17 protein-coding genes are annotated in these 19,140 nt (G+C 55.3%); 7 read left to right on the forward strand and 10 right to left on the reverse strand.

The annotated features are described in order from the left end of the window. Positions 1–187 precede the first annotated feature (187 nt). Genes L215_RS0107915 through L215_RS0107940 form a run of 6 tightly spaced genes read left to right on the forward strand, consistent with a single transcriptional unit; the run spans position 188 to position 5,083 of the window. Complete coding sequence (locus L215_RS0107915) at positions 188–1,141, forward strand: M48 family metallopeptidase (protein WP_025883837.1); 954 nt, start codon at positions 188–190, stop codon at positions 1,139–1,141. Continuing rightward, the gene (locus tag L215_RS0107920; protein WP_036871978.1) at positions 1,141–1,689 is read left to right on the forward strand and encodes a cob(I)yrinic acid a,c-diamide adenosyltransferase; all 549 of its coding nucleotides are present in this window, start codon (positions 1,141–1,143) and stop codon (positions 1,687–1,689) included. The genes L215_RS0107915 and L215_RS0107920 overlap by 1 nt, the downstream gene beginning before the upstream one ends. A 21-nt stretch (positions 1,690–1,710) precedes the next feature. Then, positions 1,711–2,706 carry a M28 family peptidase gene (locus tag L215_RS0107925; protein WP_025883839.1) on the forward strand — a complete coding sequence of 332 codons (996 nt, stop codon included), beginning with the start codon at positions 1,711–1,713 and terminating at the stop codon, positions 2,704–2,706. 16 nt (positions 2,707–2,722) lie between these two features. Beyond that, positions 2,723–3,142 (forward strand): SufE family protein, encoded by a 420-nt coding sequence (locus tag L215_RS0107930; protein ID WP_025883840.1) that lies wholly within the window; start codon positions 2,723–2,725, stop codon positions 3,140–3,142. Between the two features lie 10 nt (positions 3,143–3,152). Continuing rightward, on the forward strand, positions 3,153–4,094 hold the full coding sequence (locus L215_RS0107935; protein WP_025883842.1) for a DUF2156 domain-containing protein: 942 nt from the start codon (positions 3,153–3,155) through the stop codon (positions 4,092–4,094). Positions 4,095–4,096: 2 nt separating this feature from the next. Beyond that, positions 4,097–5,083 carry a GNAT family N-acetyltransferase gene (locus tag L215_RS0107940; protein ID WP_025883843.1) on the forward strand — a complete coding sequence of 329 codons (987 nt, stop codon included), beginning with the start codon at positions 4,097–4,099 and terminating at the stop codon, positions 5,081–5,083. 28 nt (positions 5,084–5,111) lie between these two features. Here L215_RS0107940 and L215_RS0107945 read toward each other — a convergent pair whose 3' ends face one another. Genes L215_RS0107945 through nfo form a run of 3 tightly spaced genes read right to left on the reverse strand, consistent with a single transcriptional unit; the run spans position 5,112 to position 8,923 of the window. Then, entirely contained in the window at positions 5,112–7,436 is a 2,325-nt protein-coding gene (locus L215_RS0107945; protein WP_027451608.1) for an Ig-like domain-containing domain, read from the reverse strand. 20 nt (positions 7,437–7,456) lie between these two features. Continuing rightward, a complete protein-coding gene (locus L215_RS0107950; protein ID WP_025883845.1) occupies positions 7,457–8,059 on the reverse strand; it encodes an L-threonylcarbamoyladenylate synthase in 603 nt (200 codons plus the stop codon). 6 nt (positions 8,060–8,065) lie between these two features. Further along, entirely contained in the window at positions 8,066–8,923 is an 858-nt protein-coding gene (gene nfo / locus L215_RS0107955; protein WP_027451609.1) for a deoxyribonuclease IV, read from the reverse strand. Positions 8,924–9,536: 613 nt separating this feature from the next. Between nfo and L215_RS0107960 the strand changes: the two genes are divergently transcribed. Further along, the gene (locus tag L215_RS0107960; protein WP_027451610.1) at positions 9,537–11,888 is read left to right on the forward strand and encodes a TonB-dependent receptor; all 2,352 of its coding nucleotides are present in this window, start codon (positions 9,537–9,539) and stop codon (positions 11,886–11,888) included. An 84-nt stretch (positions 11,889–11,972) separates the two neighbouring features. Here the strand turns inward: L215_RS0107960 and L215_RS0107965 are convergent, their stop codons facing one another. From L215_RS0107965 to L215_RS0107995, 7 genes are all read right to left on the reverse strand, one after another. Beyond that, entirely contained in the window at positions 11,973–13,481 is a 1,509-nt protein-coding gene (locus tag L215_RS0107965) for a polymerase (RefSeq protein ID WP_025883236.1), read from the reverse strand. A gap of 7 nt (positions 13,482–13,488) precedes the next feature. Then, positions 13,489–14,463, reverse strand: coding sequence for a lysophospholipid acyltransferase family protein (locus L215_RS0107970; protein ID WP_025883235.1), 975 nt, complete (start codon positions 14,461–14,463; stop codon positions 13,489–13,491). Continuing rightward, complete coding sequence (gene hflX / locus L215_RS0107975) at positions 14,450–15,685, reverse strand: GTPase HflX (protein WP_025883234.1); 1,236 nt, start codon at positions 15,683–15,685, stop codon at positions 14,450–14,452. The genes L215_RS0107970 and hflX overlap by 14 nt, the downstream gene beginning before the upstream one ends. A gap of 9 nt (positions 15,686–15,694) precedes the next feature. Continuing rightward, positions 15,695–16,432, reverse strand: coding sequence for a 6-phosphogluconolactonase (locus L215_RS0107980; protein ID WP_027451611.1), 738 nt, complete (start codon positions 16,430–16,432; stop codon positions 15,695–15,697). Positions 16,433–16,495: 63 nt separating this feature from the next. Next, complete coding sequence (gene obgE / locus L215_RS0107985) at positions 16,496–17,635, reverse strand: GTPase ObgE (RefSeq protein WP_025883233.1); 1,140 nt, start codon at positions 17,633–17,635, stop codon at positions 16,496–16,498. A 3-nt stretch (positions 17,636–17,638) separates the two neighbouring features. Next, a complete protein-coding gene (locus tag L215_RS0107990) occupies positions 17,639–18,226 on the reverse strand; it encodes an adenylate kinase (RefSeq protein ID WP_025883232.1) in 588 nt (195 codons plus the stop codon). Between the two features lie 56 nt (positions 18,227–18,282). Continuing rightward, positions 18,283–18,825 (reverse strand): phosphoribosyltransferase, encoded by a 543-nt coding sequence (locus L215_RS0107995; RefSeq protein ID WP_025883231.1) that lies wholly within the window; start codon positions 18,823–18,825, stop codon positions 18,283–18,285. Between the last annotated feature and the right edge of the window lie 315 nt (positions 18,826–19,140).

The raw sequence follows: 19,140 nt of genomic DNA on the forward strand, positions 1-19,140 counted from the left end.
AGCACGTTTCGTTTAAGCGCAAAGATAAACCTTTGAAACTAGAAATGCAATAGTTCATTAATGGTCAGCCACTCCTAACTTAGCAGAGAAGAAAACGAAAGGAAATGATAGCACAGCTACCGCGAAAAGAGTATCTTTGCAGTAGTAGAGACTACGATCTCATAGACTCAATCAACATACTACGAAGATGACACAGATAGCAAAATGGCTTACAGCACTCACCCTGATGCTACTACTAGCCGGGTGTGGCGTCGTGCCGATCACGGGACGACAGCAACTCAACCTTGTGTCGGACGCTGAGATATCGGCGGCCAGCGCACAGCAATATAATCAGTTTATCCGCAAAGCGACGGTGGACAACAACTCGCCCCAAGGGCAGCAGACGCTCCGTGTGGCACGACGCATAGCGCAGGCTACAGACAACTATCTGCGCAACAATGGCTACGACCAGATAGCGCAGGCGACACAGTGGGAGTTTAACTTCGTCCGTGATCGTCAGGTCAACGCTTTCTGTATGCCTGGTGGCAAGATCGTCGTCTACAGTGGTTTGCTCCAGGCGACGCATCCTACCGACGACGAGCTGGCTGCGGTCATAGCGCACGAGGTCTCTCACGCTGTGGCTAAGCATGCCAACGAGCGCATTAGCCGTGAAATGCTTACGCAGCTTGGCGGACAGGTCTTGACGGGGATGGTCGGCTCGAAGAGTGCGGCTCTGGGGGGCATCCTCCAGCAGGTTTATCCTATTGGCTCGCAGCTCTTGGTCTCCCTACCCTATGGTCGCAAGCAGGAGTACGAGGCGGACAAGATCGGCATGGTCTTCATGGCAATGGCGGGCTACGATCCTGCAGCCGCAGTGACGCTCTGGCAAAAGATGGCACAGCAAGGGCAGAAGTCGCCTGAGTTCCTCAGCACCCACCCAAGCGATCAGAACCGTATCCGTGCCATTCAGGAGTTCCTCCCCGAGGCACGACAGTACTACAGTGGTCCTGGAGTTATGTCGCAAGGGCCTAAGGTACAGCTCAAGTCGCTCCATAAGAAGAGTAGCAGTCAAGCGGCTAGCCAGCTGAGAGACAGCGGGAGCTCTTCGTCTGCTAAGCAGCAGGACGGCGGAGGCTTTCACTATGAGCCTGTCAGCCGCTAATGAGCATGTGGGAGCGAGGCTTTGTCCACTACTATTACGGTACGGGCAAGGGTAAAAGCACCGCGGCCATGGGGCTGGCGATACGCACGCTGGGGCACGGCGGGCGGGTCTACATCGGGCAGTTTATCAAGACGATGCGCTACGGCGATGTGCTCTTTCTGGAGCAACATACGAAGCGTGAGGAGTGTGCCGTCGAGCTGTACGGATCGATGTACGGTGGCACGGGTTGCCTGATAGACCATGCGGCTAGTGCTCAGGACGTGCAGGCTGCCGAGCAGGGGCTGGCACGAGCCGTCGAGCAGATGTGCTCGGGACAGTACGACTTAGTCATTTGGGATGAGGTCTCGATGGCTGTCGGCTTGGGCTTGCTCAGGATCGAGGCGCTCATCGATGCTATAAAAAAGCGCCCCGATGAGTGCGAATTGGTACTCACGGGACGACACTACTGTGAGGAGTTACTGCCATATTGCCAGCTTGTCACTAACTTTGCAGAGGTCAAGCACTATTACCACGAGGGCATCCTCTCTCGTACTGGGATCGAGCATTGACCCGCTTAGCTTTTAATTCATATGATACGTATCACACAATACATCTTACCGCTGCTCCTCGGACTCTCACTGCTCTCCTGCAATAAGGAGCAGCAGAGCCAGCAGACGGCTCAGGGAGAAGAGGAGACACCCCGCGTGGCTACCCCCTTTGAGGCGGATAGCGCTTACAACTTTGTCGCCAAGCAGGTCGCCTTCGGACCACGCATCCCAGGTTCTGAGGGGCATACCGCTTGTCTCGCCTGGATGAAAGAGCGACTGACACAGTATGGCGCTACGGTCGTGGAGCAAAGCTTCGAGGCGACGGCGCATGACGGGACAAAGCTCCCGCTGACCAATCTGATTGCTTCGTACAATCCCGAAGCCTCTCAGCGAATCCTCCTGATGGCGCATTGGGATACACGCCCCTGGGCCGACAAAGATCCTAACCCTGCTAACCATACGCAGCCGATCCTCGGTGCTGACGATGGAGGTAGCGGTGTAGGCGTCCTGCTCGAAGTGGCTCGGCTACTGGGCAGTGTCGCAGCGCCTCAGACGATTGGAGTGGACATCGTGCTCTTCGATGGAGAGGACTACGGCACTTACTCCAACGAAGAGAGCTGGTGCCTAGGCTCTACTCACTGGAGCAAGAACCCGCATGTGGCTGGCTACCAAGCGATGGGTGGCATCCTGCTAGACATGGTCGGAGGGCGCGATGCGACCTTCTACTGGGAGTACTTCTCCAAGAGCTATGCCCCGCAGCTTCTTACGAAGGTGTGGAGCAAAGCGGCCGAGATAGGCGACGGATCCTACTTTCACCAAGCTGACGGCGGGGGCTTGACCGACGACCATGTGCCAGTCATTCGCAATCTTGGCATCCCCAGCATTGACATTGTCAACTATAATCCTCAGAGCGAGGAGGGCTTTGCCCCCTATTGGCACACACTTCAAGACAACATGAGCAACATCTCGGCGGAGACGCTAGGTGCTGTCGGACATACCGTCATGGCAGTGCTCAAGGATCTAGATGCTCAACACTGATTAGCTTCCTAAACTTATGACTATAGACGAACGGCAAGAGGAACTTATCTCACAGTTTGAACTGGTAGACGACTGGATGGATCGATACCAAATGATCATCGATCTGGGCGACCAGCTGGAGCCTGTCGAGGACTCGGAGCATACGACCGAAAACCTCATCGACGGCTGTCAGAGCCGCGTGTGGATCATCATATCACCACAGGAAGACGGCACGCTACACCTCAAGGCTGACAGCGATGCGCTCATCACCAAGGGCATTGCCGCCATGCTCCTCTACTGCTACAATGACCAGCCTGCACAGGCTATCGTAGAGACACCGCTTTACTTCATTGACCGACTGGGACTCCAGTCACACCTCTCACCGACACGAAGCAACGGTCTTCAGTCGATGTACGAGACGATCAGACGACGTGCTCAGGAGTTTCTGAGCCACTAGGAGATAGATTATGACCCCTTTTAGACAGATTGATGTAGCCGACCGCTCCACAGTCTTTCCTTATATATATTATGGTGCAGAGCCGATCTGCGACATCTCCTTTGCCAATCTTTATGGCTGGGCGGTACAGTACGAGACCTCGTGGGCGATCGGTGGCACACAGACACTGGTGATCCGCTTTCGCTCACCACGCCGAGACCACCCCGTCTACCTCTGCCCCTTCTGTCGTGATGACAACTCCTGGACGACGACCATCAAGGAGCTCATGGAGATCTCCGAGCAGGAGGCTTATCCACTCGTCTTCATGGGCGTTACGCCAGGCTGCAAGGAGCGCTTGGAGAAGCTCTTTCCCGATGAGTTCGTCCATATTCAGGACGACGACTACATCGACTACGTCTATCTCAGGGAAAAGCTCGCACGGCTCAATGGCAAGAAGCTTCAGTCGAAGCGCAATCACATCAACCGCTTCGAAGCTTCCTACCCCGACTACCGCTACCTGCCCATCACCACGGACGACCTAGAGCGTGTAGCGCACTTTGCCGATGAGTGGCTAGCGCATGCTGAGGCGACGGGAGATCCTGACCCCAGCTTGCATACAGAGCGCAAGGTCATCCAGCGATTCCTAGACAACTATGAGGCGCTGGAGATGCGTGGCGGGATGATCGAGATCGGAGGCGAGATCGTTGCCTTTACACTTGGGTCGCCCATCACGGAGGACACCTTTGACGTGCATATTGAGAAGGCGCGCACCGACATCGATGGCGCCTATACGATTATCAACCGTGAGTTCGCCCGTAGCATCCCCGAGCAGTACACCTATGTCAATAGGGAGGAAGACCTTGGCCTGCCTGGCTTGCGTCAGGCGAAAGAGTCTTATCGCCCTGAGATACGCCTCGTCAAGCACACCTGCGTGTGGCGTCGTCCCGACTGGGCTGGCGAACTGGAGTCCTAAGCATGAGACCGAAGTTTGAGACGCAGCGACTCTACGAAGAGATCTGGCGCACTACCTTTGGGGATAGCGATGACTTCATCGCGCTCTACAGTCGTACCACCTTTGACCCTCGTCGCACCCATCTGCTCACGACGCTAGACCAGGGCCGTGCACTCAGTCATGTGCAGTACCTCCCCTACCTAATGCGCTACCGTGACCAGTTGTGGCATGCTGGCTACATCTCGGGCGCAGCCACCGCAAGCGACCAGCGAGGCAAAAGGCTCGTGCAGCATCTCATGCGAGAGAGTCATCAGCAGATGTGGCGAGACGGGTGTCTTTTTGCCTTCCTCATACCAGCCGAAGAGTGGCTCTATCACTTCTATCGCAAGATGGGCTACGCCACGCTCTATGGCAAGCGCCTTACTCCTACTCTAGAAGGGAAGCCCACCGACCGACCCTCTGGCGAAGCTTGGCAACAATACCGAAGTTGGCAGGCTGCACTGGCCGAGCACTACCCCACCGTCGCGCATAGCTACCATCAGTGGCGCACGCTCCTAGCGAGCTTAGCACTCGAGGACGGCGGCATCGGTACGATCGGAGAGACAACCTACTATTATTATAGAGATGCTGAGGGAAAGAGGCAAAGTATCCTCGCCATCCCCCCTGCGAAGGTGCCTGCCGACAAACCTTTTGACCTAAAAGCCCCCTTCGGTATGCTACGTCCCCTGCGCATTGCTGAGTTGCTCGGCTGGGCTATCAAGCTAAGCCTGCTGGAGGTGGATCAGCTCGCTTCCGCAGCGCTCTATATAGATCCAGAGCGCATCGTCTTTGACCTACTCGACGAACAGATTCCGACGAATAGCGGTCGCTACTGTCTCCTACGCCAGCGTCGCCAGCTCCTCTTCGCGCCACGTCCTAGCAAGCGGCTCGTCAGTCCGCTTACACCCGACCAACTCCTCGCAGCGCTACCCACCCTTCAGCATACGTTGGTCTACGCCATGATGGAGTGAGCCCCGCTCGTTGTCTAGAGAAGGAAGCTTAGCGAACGCTCGCTTGAGAGCGGCCTTGTAGCTGTCCCGCAGACTGCCGCGTGGGAGCACCACTGCCAGCGCCGAGTGGCTGCGTCTGAGATTTATCGTCTTGCTCTTTATCCTTGGGCGGAGCACCTATCTCCACCTCTTCGCCACGCGCTCGCGCCTCTCGCTCCTCGGCACGTGAGGGCAGCCCCATGATCTTACGCTCGCGATCCGTCGGGTTCCACCGCTTGCCGTAGCGCTCCCGCATACGCTGAGCGTACTCGACGTTGAGGTCTCGCTTCTGATTAGTCTCATTAGCACGGTTGCCATCACCCTCCGCTGGCTTATCACCCTCCAGGTCCTTCGGACGCTGCTCTGCTAGAGGCGTACCATCGTATGCCCACTTCTGCTCTGTGGCAAAGCGCGCCTGCACATTTACCGACTGAGGTAGATAGCGCACAGGCTCAGGAGGCGTCGCTGGGTAGATGCCCCCATCCCAAGAGCCATTCTCATTCAGGTCTACATAAAGCTTGAGAAAGTAAGCTCCAGGAGCCAGCTCCGTAAAGGATACCAAGCCTGCGCTGTCAGGCTGAGCAGTCGCTAGAATCTCCTCCTTACTACTGAGTAGGTAGACGTAGAGCGGATGCTCCGTAGGGTGTCCCGTGAGCGTGATCGCTAGGGAGCCCAGCTCAGTGGCGGAGGCTATCTTGAGATCTTTTTGCGCAGGAGCACTGGTCCCCCCATAGAGTCCCGTGATGGCAGCCGTATCTACCGTGAGACGATACGTGGTGCCTGGCTCTTTGGCAAAGTCCACCAACCATCGGCAGCGTCGTATGCTGTCAGGTCGTAACTGGCAAGGGATCGGATGCGGCACCGAGTCGACCAACTTAGCGAGCTGCACCTGCGCCGTGTCAATGGCTAGAATCGGCACATCATAGCTAATCCATAGGGAGTCACGCGTCGTCTCCTTATGGATATCTTCTTGCGAAAGGATCGTGACAGCCCTGAGCTCACGCTGTGTCTCTGCCAGAGCGGTGGTGTCACTAGCATGGCTGAGGCCATCGGCAGCTGTCTCGGGGGCTTCTACCTTCGGTTGCTTCTTTGGCTTAGCTTTAGCCTTTGCCGCTTGCACTCTGGGGGCATGCAGCGTCATCGTATCAAGCTTATTGATCGGACTGCCTATTGAGTCAGTCGTAGGATAGGCGAATGCCACCACGACAGAGTCTCTCGCCAGTGAGTCGTGAGGAGAAAGCCAGTAGGTGAGACTCTTGCGATCGGTCGAGAGGTCAGGATAGTAGCTCGTAGGTGTCGTCAGGTAGTCTGGCGAGAGGATCTTGATCTGAGGTAGCGTGTCTATAGGCTCCGTAAAGGTCGCCATCAGGGACATCGAGTCACGTCGCACCAGTCGCTCGAGGCGGACAATGTGCGTCTTCGGACGGGTCAGCAGGAGGACAAGGTCGTTGGGCAGGTAAACGTAAGGCGAGATGCTGTCTGTGGCCGTGGCAGTCGTATCTGTAGCAGTCGTAGGAGTTTGTTCCTTAGCAATCAAGCTGTCTGCACGCACCCCAAGTGAGTCCGCCACATTGCCAAGCGAGTCTACCTTTGTCTCCTTTGTTTCCTTGGCGGGCATCAGAGCCGAGCGAGGTACCACCTCGGTACGGAAGCTGTCGAGCGTGATAGCAAAGCTCTCGTTCGGAGCGTTGTAACTATAGCTACGATCCATATCGACCAGTGCGATGGCATAGTAATCGCCGTCCCGTACATTCTGCAGAGTAAAGTGTCCCTTGTCGTCCGTATAGGTCATACGGGTCATCGGCCGGTCTAGTGAGTCCGTAGGAAGTGGCGTATTATAGACACCCGCTAGGATACGAGGCACTGGCTGTAGCGTATAGGCATCGAGCGCCTGCCCCGAGACCTGCATCGTGTCTAGGTAGTCACCGGTACTGAAGGCGTAGACATACTGCTCTATGTAGTTGCCCTCGTTATAGTCCTTGATAGCACGATTGAAGTTGATCGTGTAGGTCGTGTTTGCGATGAGACTATCTTGGTAAGTGACAACCAGCTGCTTCTGATTGACCAAAGCCTTCGGCGGGATGCGCTGTGGCGGCGAATAGATTATCTTGTCCTCGCCTCGCTCCAGCTGTATGTACTCATCGAAGGTGATGCGCACACGATGCGTCGAGACATTTGTACTCCCCATCTCAGGCGTGCAGCGCACGACCCGAGGCGGGGTCATATCGTAGGGTCCACCCTCAGGCGAAGATTGCTTGGCACACCCCGCAGCGCCTAGGATTAGGAGCAGGAAGGTAACTAAGAGCGTGGAGAAGTGCTGGTGCGAATGAAGCATATGCGATGGCGACTGTGTCGTTAGAAAGTTCCCTCACGAAGAAGCTGCGGCTCCGCACCCGTACAGTCAATGATTGCGCCATGACCGCCTGGAGCCACACCACCGTCGATGATCAAATCTACCTGATGCCCGTAATACTCCTCGATGAGCTCTGGATCTGTCAGGTAGTTCGTGTCATACCCCTCAGGCAGATCAGGCAGTGAGCCGGTCAGGAGCGGAGCCTCCAGCTCCTCCAGGATGATCCGTGTCACGGGATGCTTGCAGAGCTGCACGCCCACCTCTTTGCGCTGGCGGAAGGGCATCGGCAGTGTCGTCGTCGGAGGCAGTATATAGGTTGCTGGCTCGTACTTGCCCGACTTCATCAGGGCAAAAGTTTCATCCCCCAGCTTAGCATATTGTGCTACCTCGCCAAGGTCTTGGCACATAATCGCCAATGTGTGGCGCTTGCTGTCCACCCCTTTGATCTGGCACACCTGCTCCACGGCACGCTTCTTCAGTGCCGAGCAACCGAGCGCATAGCCTACACCCGTAGGATAGATGATGACTCCGCCACTCTCCAGGCATTGGACCACCTCACGCACTACAGCGTAGTCAGGTGTGTCAGCGTATATCTTCGTTAGCATATGATGTTAGAGCGCATAGAGGTAAGCGATCTCCTCAGCCCAGAGCTCAGGCACAGGCGTCTCTAGGACGATCGGGATATTGTCTAGGTGTGGGTCGTCCATCAGCATTTTGAATAGCTCCGTACCCATAAAGCCCTTGCCGATAGACTCGTGTCGATCCACACGCGTGCCCAAGTCCTTCTTGCTGTCATTCAGATGGATAGCACAGAGCTTGTCGTAACCGATGATGTCGTCGAAAGCTTGCCACATAGCCGTGTAGCCATCAGCCGTACGTATCTCATAGCCAGCCGCCAACGTGTGCGCCGTGTCGATGCAGACGCCCACACGGCTAGCATCGTCAACGTGCGAGATGATGTAAGCGAGCTGCTCGAAGGTATAGCCCACGTTGGTTCCTTGACCCGCCACATTCTCCAGCACCAGCTTGACGCCCTCCGACTCAGCCAAGACAGCATTCATCTCAGCTGCGATGTACTCCATGCACTGCTCCTCGGAGATCTCCTTGAGGTGGCTCCCAGGGTGGAAGTTGAGCAGACTCAGCCCCAGCTGCTCGCAGCGGTGCATCTCGTCGATCATTGCTTGGCGACTGCGCAGGCGCTTGGCAGCGTCCGCATTACCTATGTTATATAGGTAGCTCGCATGGGGTAGGATATGCTCCCGTCGGATGCCCACCTGGTCGCAATTTGCGATGAAAGCATCGATCTGCTCCTTGGTGTAAGGCTTAGCCTGCCACTGGCGCTGATTCTTGAGGAAGAACGCGAAGGCACGTGCGCCCAGTTCGCCAGCACGCAGCGGCGCTTCCTCCACGCCACCGGCAGCGCTCACGTGCGCTCCGATATATTTATTAGGATGTTTGGTGTAGCTCATGATGGGAAAAACGACTAGTGATATAACCCTAGCTCTCGCAAAGATACAAAATGAGCCCGAATGAAGCGCCCACTCCACCAGGGCTGATGCATTATAACCAGTCGTCTAGGAGCTGCACATGACGATAACCAGGAATACACGGTGCGACTAGCGATACAGAGTGGCTATGGGACCTCTCTGATTACGCCTTCCTCCCGAAGAATTAAATTCCTACCTAGGAATTTGCCCAATAAGTACCTAGGAATTTGCCCAATTCCTACCTAGGAAATAAAAAATTCTTCGGAGGAATCAAATGAAACTTCGGAGGAATCAAATCATAAGTCCGAAGAATTTTTTATTTCCTAGGTAGCAAATCAAAAATATCTACGGAGGAATTTGGGCAATTCCTAGGTAGGAAATGGGGAGAGGATCAAAATGAGAGGTTAGTCCTTAGGAGCACTCGAGGCATTAGGAGCACTAGCAAGTCTTGACGAGCGCTCTGAAAGATACGTTCCCAAACCAACTTAACTGAAAATATCAAACGGTTTCAGACATTTGGCACAGGCACGTACTAATAGACCTCTTTTTCTATCTCGTTTGCTTACTTTTGCGCCCAGTAATCCATTTTCAATACATGATGAAGCTAAGAAAACTACTTTTTGCCCCCTTGGCGAGTCTGCTCTTCTTGCCACTCCACGGGGCTATTGACGAGACACCCGTGGTCACGGACTCGGTAATGAGCTACGAGCTGGACGAGGTGCGGGTGATCACGAGCCGTCCGCTACTACGTCAGGCGGGGCTGATGATGAGCACGCCTGGCGCTATGAGCCTGGTGACTCCGACCATGCTACGAGAGTATGACATCAAGCATCTCTCAGACTTGACGGGCGTGGTGCCTAATCTCTACATGCCAGACTACGGCTCACGTCTCACCTCGCCGATCTATATGCGTGGCATCGGGACGCGTAGTGGCGGACAGTCCACCGCTTTCTTTATCGATGGGGTTCCTGTGCTCAACCAGTCGATCAATCGCTACCTCCTCGGCATCGAGTCTATTGAGGTGATGAGCGGTGCGCACAGCAATATCTATGGTCGCAACGCTATGGCGGGGACGATCCTGCTGACCTCTCGCTCGCCTATTGACGACCCTGCACTGGATGTAACGGCTAGAGCCGGCAATCACGGGATCATCGAGGGAGCGGCGCGACTAGCTCACGCCTTTAACTCCAAAGTGGGCCTGGCCCTCGGTGGGTACTATAATAGGAATAGTGGGTTCTATACGAATGCTTTCGACAATCGTTCTGCTGATGCGGAGGAGGCGTACGGTGCTAACCTGCACTTCGAGTGGCGCCCCGATGCGACGCAAAGACTTCGCCTGGCTGGCGTCTGGGATGGGGTACGGCAGGGAGCTTTCCCCTATGCGATGATCCATCCTAAGAGTGGCGAGACGATGCCGATCAACTACAACGCACCTGGTTCCTACGACCGTACCATCGGTGAGGCGCGTCTGGCTTATGACAAGAGCTGGGACGAGATACGTCTAGACTTCACCACGAGCTATCAAGCGCTCAGAGATAATATGCTGATGGATCAGGACTACACGGCTCGGGATATCTTTACGATCAACCAAAAGCAGCATCAAGATGCGGTCACGGCAGATCTCATCTTGCGAAACCGTGAGCAGACGACCTACAACTGGACTGTGGGTGTCAATGGTATCTACCAGATGAATCATATGGAGGTGCCCGTAGCGATACGCCCCGACGGCTTGATGGCGATGATACAGCCAGGACTGAACAAAGCGAACAAAAATGACAAGGTGCCTGTACTCCTGACGGTCGATGCCTCTAAGGAGCGGGTCAACCACAATCTCTTTGACAAGCGTAGCTACGGTGTCGCTCTTTATCACGAGAGCAACCTGCACGAGCCATTTGGCTGGACGGGCTTCGACCTTAACCTGGGCGTACGCCTTGATGCGGAGCGTCAGGCGATGGACTTCGATAGCGACTTTAGCCTAGGGCTAGACGTGGCGCCGAAGGTAAAGCCCGATGCAAAGAGACACTTTGACGCGACGAGTCGTCTGAAGGGTGAGGGCGGTTATCAGGACTTCTTCCAGATCCTGCCGAAGCTATCGCTGAGTTATCGCCCCACGGCTGGTAGTTACCTCTTTGTCGCAGCCTCCAAGAGCTACAAGACGGGTGGTTACAATGAGCAGATGATGACTGAGGTGCTCATGCAGCAGACTCAGCGCGAGATGATGGCGCTGGTCATGTCGCAGGGCAAGCAGCAACCACAGGTGCAGAATGGCGATGCGAATCTAGCAGCCTTCAAGCCTGAGCATGCTTACAATCTAGAGTTGGGCGGACGACTCCTGACGCTACAAGATCGTCTCTTCGTATCGGCTACGCTCTTCGGTTCGTGGATACGAGACCTACAGGTGGCTCGCTTCGTAACGACCGGTACGGGTCGTACGACGGTCAATGCGGGCAAGGCACTCTCGCTCGGTGCTGAGGCGAGTGTCAAGGCGCGTCTATGGCGCTCACTAACGATCTCGGCGCAGTATGGCTATACGCACGCAACCTTCCAGGACTACCTCACGAGCCGTGCCAATCCTCAGGGTGGCGCACCGATAGAGGTGAACTACAAGGGGAACTTTATCCCTTACGTTCCTGCGCATACCTACGCTACGATGCTTCAGCTGAACGAACCTATCCAGACCTCTTGGCTCAAGGGCGTACTCGCCTCCGTGGAGCTACGTGGCAATGGACCGATCTACTGGGAGTCGGAGAATAAGCACCAGCAGGCACCCTACATGACGCTCGGAGCTCGCCTCGGAGTACGTTTCCCCTACGTGACGGTAACCCTGTGGGGTCGTAACCTGACGGATACGCGCTATGCGACCTTCTACTTCCAGTCGTTTGGCAATTCGTTCCTCCAGCAGGCTCAGCCACGCACCTTCGGTGCAGACCTCTCCTTCCACTTCTAGAGAGGCCTTCGGTTAGTCCATTTCGCAAAAATAGCCACCCACTCGCTGTAGAGAGGGTGGCTATTCTTATATATGGAAGGCTGGTTAGTCCGCCGGCTGGAACTTGTCCTCGCCCTGCGTGCTGAGTGCTAGGCAGAGGACGAACATCATACCGATGAGGTAGTTGGCCATATAGCTCACAAGGTCTACATTGCAGAGTATGATCCATAGGGAGGTTAGGACGACGAGAGCCTTATTGCGCTGGCGACGAGCTGTCCAGAGCATAGAGCCGAGGATAGAGATCCAGAGTAAAAGTCCGATGATGCCACTCTGGACGAGCGACTGCATATATTGATTGTGGAAGTGTATGATAAAGCTCTCCTGCTCGGTATTAATCGACAGGGGGAGTAAGAGTCGATAGACATAGTCTAGTCCTCCACCGATCCAGACGGGAACCTCACGGAGGGCTTGATAGCTCATCTGTAAGAGGTCGTTGCGGATGCCCCCTCCTAGATAGCCTTCTACAAGATTAGGTGAGGTGGTATAGACAATGGTAAAGAGGCTAGCTCCAGCGAGCATCAGGTAGGTGACGACGAGGTGAGGCTGACGTCGTGTGACTTTGATCCAGTCAAGGAGATGGCAGACGACGGCATACACTACCAGGAGAAGCGTCATCAGGAGCAGATAGCGCGCCTGCAGCGCACAGGCGTAGAGGATGACCCCAAGGAGTAGGCACTCAGCCTGGAGGCGTAGAGAGCGACTGCTACTACGTATGGTCATCACAATGGGAGTCAAAAGAAAGACGCCGAGATACGTGTAGTGCGTGAAGGTAAAGGGCATCAGCATGTGAGAGCTACTAACGACAAAGCCAGCTTCACCTAGATAATACTTATTTAGCGTCAGTGTAATGAACGGGCTACTGCCACAGCTGATTAGTAGTGCGTAGAAAAAGACTAGGAAGGTCACGATGTAGATCCACCCGATGCGTAGTGCACTGAGCCAAAAGCTCTGCATCAGTCGCTGCGAAGCCCCACTATAGATGAAGAAGCAGAGGGGGATGATGAGGAGCCAAATCTCTTTGTCCCAATAGCTAAAAGCCAACCCTCTGTCGGTAGACCAGCCCACGGCGACGATGAGTGTGTAGAGGACGTAGAGAGCGACACAGAGGAGTAGCGGGTAGAGCGGTCTGGCACGAAGCGTCTGTAGGAGAGGGCCTTGTCGTCGCCAGCGGTTGTCGATGAGTATACCGAGGAGGAAGGGCGTTACCAACCCTAGGTAACTAGTCACCACGCCAAGCAATAGGTTCGCATAGCCTAAGCCGAAGCAGAGGAGGGGGGCGAAGTGATGTCGGTAGTCTAGCTTTGCTCCAGTCGTACGGGACGCCCCTTTCTCCAAGAGCCATGGGAGGAGCAAAGCGCCAAAGACCATGAGCAGGCTCACGGTGAGTAGCAAGGGAGTGAAGCGGAGTACATCTACGGCGAGGAGCGAGCCAGGCGTATGCCGAGGATAGGCTCCCGTGAGGGCTACGATGCCTGCGACAACGAGTGCTATGACTAAGATAACTAGGTAGAAGTAGCGCGAGATACCTCTAGCGACGTCGGTGTGTGAAGACATAAGAGTGCTATATAGATGAGTGATTGCAGCGTGGTGAGTAGACCATCTGCGGGAAGTCGTGTGGATCAAAGCGCCAGCGCTTATGGCTCCAGAGCCAGCGATGTGGGGCTAGACGAATGTTCTCCTCGAGCTGTGCCACGTAGTCGTCGATGAGCTGGTATTGTAGCTCGCTCGTCGGATGCTCACAGAGCAGACGGAAGGTGCCGACCCACTGCTTAGCTTGGTCGTCATGGCGAATCTCACAGAAGAGGAGCGGTATCTGTAGCTTGGTAGCTAGATGGCTCCACCCTGTGACAAAGGAGGTGGTGCGCCCGAAGAGCACCGAAGCGTAGCGCATCTGCTCGTAGCTAGGTGATTGGTCAGCTAATAGACAGTAGATATGCATACGGGTATCGTGCTCCTGATCTCGATGCCGTAAGATGTCCCGAGCTAGCTGACTCATCTCGATACAGTGAGCGTAGTGCTGCTCCCGCATCTCATGGGTGAGCTGGTCTGCGACGGGATCGTGCAGTCGCTTGTAGATGACATGGAGCTGATAGCGACTACGGTCTAGGTGTAGTGATGAAGAGCCCATCAGTTCCCAAGGACCAATGTGTCCCAAGAGGGCGAAAACTTGTCGGTGCCCGGCCTCGTAGAGTTGGTCTAGTAGCTCCGTCTGCTCAAGACGAAAGAGCTGGCGCACCCGTTCGTCAGAGCCGTAAGCGTAGCGAGCCTCGTGAAGCATCAGCTCTGCGAGGTGACGGTAGAAACGCTTGCCGACAGTCTTTTGCTCAGCGGGAGAGAGGTCCGTGAGCGTGAGGCGAATGTTCTCCTCCACCACCTGACGGCGGTACTTAAAGAGATGATAGAGGAGCCAGTCCAACGAGGGAACCAGCACCTTGTCAACGAAAGAGCGTGGCAAGCGTGCCAAGCCCCGCAATGTAGAGCGCATCAGCCGAAGCCTTAGTCGCTGCCATCGTGTGAGCTGGTTACTCTGCGCCATCGTCCGTCAGATCGCTATAGTCTTGGTAGAGGAAGTCGTTGTAGGGGTAGCGCTGTATGTGGATCTCTTTGACACGATCGTAGAGGAGTCGTCGCAGCTCGTCCATACCTTCGCCCGTGCGTGCCGAGATGAAGGTACAGTCGTTGCCCATGCGCGCCATCCAGCTCTTCTCGAGCTCCTCCCGTGTGCGGTTAAGCTTGGTCGCCGGCGTCAGATCGTCGGGATCCTTGGGGATATGCTGGTAAGCGTCGATCTTGTTGAAGACCAGGATCTGCGGTTTGTCGCCCAGCGCATCAATCTCTCGGAGCGTCTCCGTGACCACTGCTATCTGATCCTCAAACTCGGGGTGCGAGATGTCCACAACGTGCAGGATCAGGTCCGACTCGCGCACCTCATCGAGGGTACTCTTGAACGACTCCACCAGCTGTGTCGGGAGCTTGCGTATGAAGCCCACGGTGTCGGCTAGAAGGAAGGCAAGATTGCCCAAAACGACCTTACGAACGGTCGTATCGAGCGTCGCAAAGAGCTTGTTCTCGGCAAAGATGTCGCTCTTCGCCAGGACATTCATCAGCGTAGACTTGCCCACATTCGTGTAGCCGACGAGAGCGACACGCACCATCTTGCCACGGTTCTGGCGCTGTACGCTCTTCTGCTTGTCGATCTTCTTGAGCTGCTCCTTGAGCTGCGAGATCTTGCGTAGGATGATCCGTCGGTCGGTCTCTAGCTGCGTCTCACCTGGACCACGTAGCCCGATGTTACCACCACGCTGCCGCTCGAGGTGCGTCCACAGTCGGGTCAGACGCGGGAGCATATATTGGTACTGCGCCATCTCCACTTGCGTCTTGGCGTGAGCCGTCTGCGCTCTTGTGGCGAAGATGTCGAGTATGAGCGAAGTGCGGTCCAGAATGCGGATGCCGAGCTGACGCTCTATGTTGCGCAGCTGATTGGGCGCCAGCTCATCGTCAAAGATTGCCAGCCCCACCTCGTGAGCAGAGACATACTCGGTGATCTCGTCGAGCTTGCCTTTGCCCACAAAGGTGGCGGGGTTCGGCGTGTCGAGACGCTGTAAGAAGCGTGCCACAGGCTCTGCCCCAGCAGTCTCTGAGAGAAAGGCCAGCTCATCAAGATACTCCTCCGCCTGTGTCTCCGACACGTCGGGCGTGATGAGACCCACGAGGATCGTGCGCTCACTAGATTGAGAAGTCTTGATAAACTCTTTCATACAGGAGGACTAATAGATAGCGTACGACTTCTCACGCATCGCCTGATCATCGGCGAAGAGATGTACCCAGGGAATCTTCGCCGCGAGGAAGTTGGCGGGATAAGCCTTCGCCTCGGGCAGTAGATTGATAATGTGTCCCACAGCATGGCGCACATCCTGTCCGAGCGCGAGGAAGACCAGACGCTTAGACTCCTCGAGGGCCTCCAGCGTGACGGTAACCAGCTGACGCTGCTCACCCTGCTCGGTAGTCATCTCGTTGGGTGCGAAGACATCGTCCGAGATGTACAGCTCCACCTGATCGGGATAAACCCCAGCAAGATGACCGTCCACGCCCATCTCCAGGAGAGCTAGGTCAAACTGCGGGCGGCCGTCCAGGTGTCGTACACGCGCCGCTAGATGTTGCTGCAGAGCCGTCGCAGCCTGTGCGGGTTCTTGTGCGGGCTCCTCCAGAGCGTGGATATGATCTGCAGGGATCTGTAGCGGATCAAAGAGCAAGCGCTGTAGTCGTGAGCGGTGCGCTAGGTCGGCTCCGCCCAGCTGCTCGTGAAGGAGGTAGAAGTGTACCCGATCCCACGCTATGCGACTGCGCCAAGGCTCCGATGTGAGCGCCTTGGCCAAGATCTCCGCATGCTCCTCTAGTGAGAGTGCTAGATGAAAGTCGCCTTCGGTCGCCTCAACCGCCTCAGCGATAAACTGTGCGAGCTGTGTCGTGACTAGCTCGGGGGTACTGTATTGATGATAGTTCATAGGGTATATGCTAGGTTAGTAGTTATAAGATAAAAGTGTCGTGACCATCATCCTCGTAGGCAGTTACTCCTCCCAGATGATGTCATCGATGAGGTCGTGATCCTCCTCCACCTTTAGCTTAGGTAGCGGGTTGTCTGGATCATCGTCCTCTTGTGTGGTTCGGTCGTTGAGCGGTTGGCGTAGGATCTCGTTAGGATCGTGTAGCGAGGGCGCATTGATCTCTCGCCATATCAGGTCCTTCAGCTCGGTCAGTCCTCGCTGTGCCACGGCAGAGATAAAGATCGTCGGCACCTCTTCGGGGAGCGTCTCCGAGACCAGGTCGATCAGCTCGCTGTCCGCCATATCTATCTTGGTGATCGCCAGGATGTGTCGCTTGTCGATCAGCCCAGGGTTGTACTCCTCCAGCTCACGGCATAGCATCCGATACTCGGCAATGATGTCGGGGCTGTCGATAGGCACCATAAAAAGCAAGATCGAGTTGCGCTCGATGTGTCTGAGGAAGCGAAGCCCTAGGCCCTTGCCCTCGGCAGCTCCCTCGATGATACCAGGAATGTCCGCCATTACGAAGGAGCGGTTGTCACGATAGGAGACCATCCCGAGGTTTGGCTGTAGCGTCGTGAAGGGATAGTCCGCAATCTTAGGCTTCGCCGCTGAGAGTGCGGCAAGAAGTGTCGACTTGCCCGCATTAGGCAGGCCTACCAGTCCCACATCGGCCAGCGTCTTGAGCTGTAGCACCACGAGACGCTCCTGACTAGGTTCGCCAGGCTGTGCATAGCGAGGCGCTTGGTTTGTCGAGGTTTTGAAGAAGTTATTGCCCTTGCCCCCACGACCGCCAGGGAGGAGGAGGTGTCGCTCGCCATGCTGCGACACATCTAGGATAAACTCGCCCGTCGTGGCGTCATGCACGCTCGTCCCGCAAGGCACCTCAATGACAATGTCAGGCGCATCGGCACCCGTCTGCAGCTTAGCACCGCCCGCTCCGCCATTCTCAGCGATGATATGACGGTTGTAGCGCAGGTGTAGGAGCGTCCAGTAGTTTTGGTTAGCCTCTATATAAATGCTACCGCCACGGCCACCGTCACCTCCGTCGGGACCACCCTTGGGGATGTACTTCTCACGACGAAAGTGTGCCGATCCTCTACCGCCCTTGCCCGAGCGGAGATAGATCTTGACATAATCTACAAAGTTGCTCTCACCTGCCATTGTTTACTTATTGTCCTGTATGCTCTTGTCTATAGCCACAAAGATAGCCTCCGTGATCTGCTCTATGGAGCCAGCGCCTGGCACCTCGTAGTGTAGCCCCTTGCGGTGGTAGTAGTCTACGATCGGGAGCGTACGCTCGTTGTAGACACGTATACGGTCAGCGATCACCTCGGGCGTATCATCAGCGCGACCCTCTATCTTGGCGCGATTGAGGAGTCGTGTGCGAAGCTCCTCTTCGGGCACCTTGAGCTCGATCAGGCAGTCCACGCTCGTCTTGTCCTTCTCTAGGAGAGCATCCAGCGCCTCGGCCTGAGCTACCGTACGAGGGAAGCCGTCGAAGATAACGCCATCGACACCCTCGGGCAGATGGTGTAGCTCGTTGGCTATAAGGTCGATGATGGTCTCGTCATCTACGAGATGCCCCTGGGATATGATGCTCTGCACACGCTTGCCTAGCGGAGACTGGCGAGCGATCTCTTGGCGAAGTAGATCGCCCGTAGAGATATGCTCTAGGTGATAACGTTGCTCTATGAAGTGGCTCTGTGTACCCTTGCCAGCGCCAGGAGCGCCGAAGATTATTACGTGGATCATTGCTTTTAGTAGTGGTTTAGATGGTCTCTGTGGACCGTATGATTATTCCTGTATGATTACTCTTTAAGTATATAGATGTCATCGAGCATACGTCCTCGGTCGTTGTAGTCGAGGCCGTGGCCGACGATGAAACTGTTGTGGATCTCCATACCCACATAGTCGGCATGGATAGGACACTGGAGCGCCTCGGGCTTGAGTAGCATAGTAGCTATGCGCACCTCGGCAGCGCCGTCAGCGAGAAACTTCTCCTTGAGCTTCATCATCGTAAAGCCCGTGTCGATCAGATCCTCTATAATGATGACCAGACGACCCGCTAGAGGCGCTGTCACGGGCATCACCTCCTTGAGCTGGTAGGTGCTCCCCATGCCTGAGTAGCTGGAGTAGCGTGCGAAGGCCACCTCTGCAGACGTATTGATCGCCTGCAGCAGCTCTGCGGCAAACATAAAGGAGCCGTTCATAATGCAGACAAAGAGTGGGTCACGTTCCTCCGTGTCGTGGCGTATCTGCTCCGCTAGTCGCCGTGTGGCAGCACGTAGCTGCTCGCCCTTGATGTATGGTACAAAGGTCTTGTCGTGTACTATAATCTCCTGATCAGTCATAGTGAAAATAACAAGCTGGCGGTCTCTCATAGCGGAGGCCGCCTTCTTTTTTTACTGTTGTGTGTAGCACAAAGGTACAAAAATAGGTGATGCCCCACCCCTCTTCGTGCCGCAGGACTGACGCAAGGGCTGAAGCAGTATAGAAAAAATGAGCTCCTCTCATTTCCTACCTAGGAATTTCCACAATTGCTACCTAGGAAATGGGCAAATTCTTCGGACTTATTTTTTGATTCCTCCGAAGTTTCATTTGATTCCTCCGAAGTTTCATTTGATTCCTCCGAAGTATTTTTTATTTCCTAGGTAGGAATTGGGCAA

Origin of the sequence: Porphyromonas uenonis DSM 23387 = JCM 13868, assembly GCF_000482365.1 — a bacterium.
GTDB classification, from domain to species: domain Bacteria; phylum Bacteroidota; class Bacteroidia; order Bacteroidales; family Porphyromonadaceae; genus Porphyromonas; species Porphyromonas uenonis.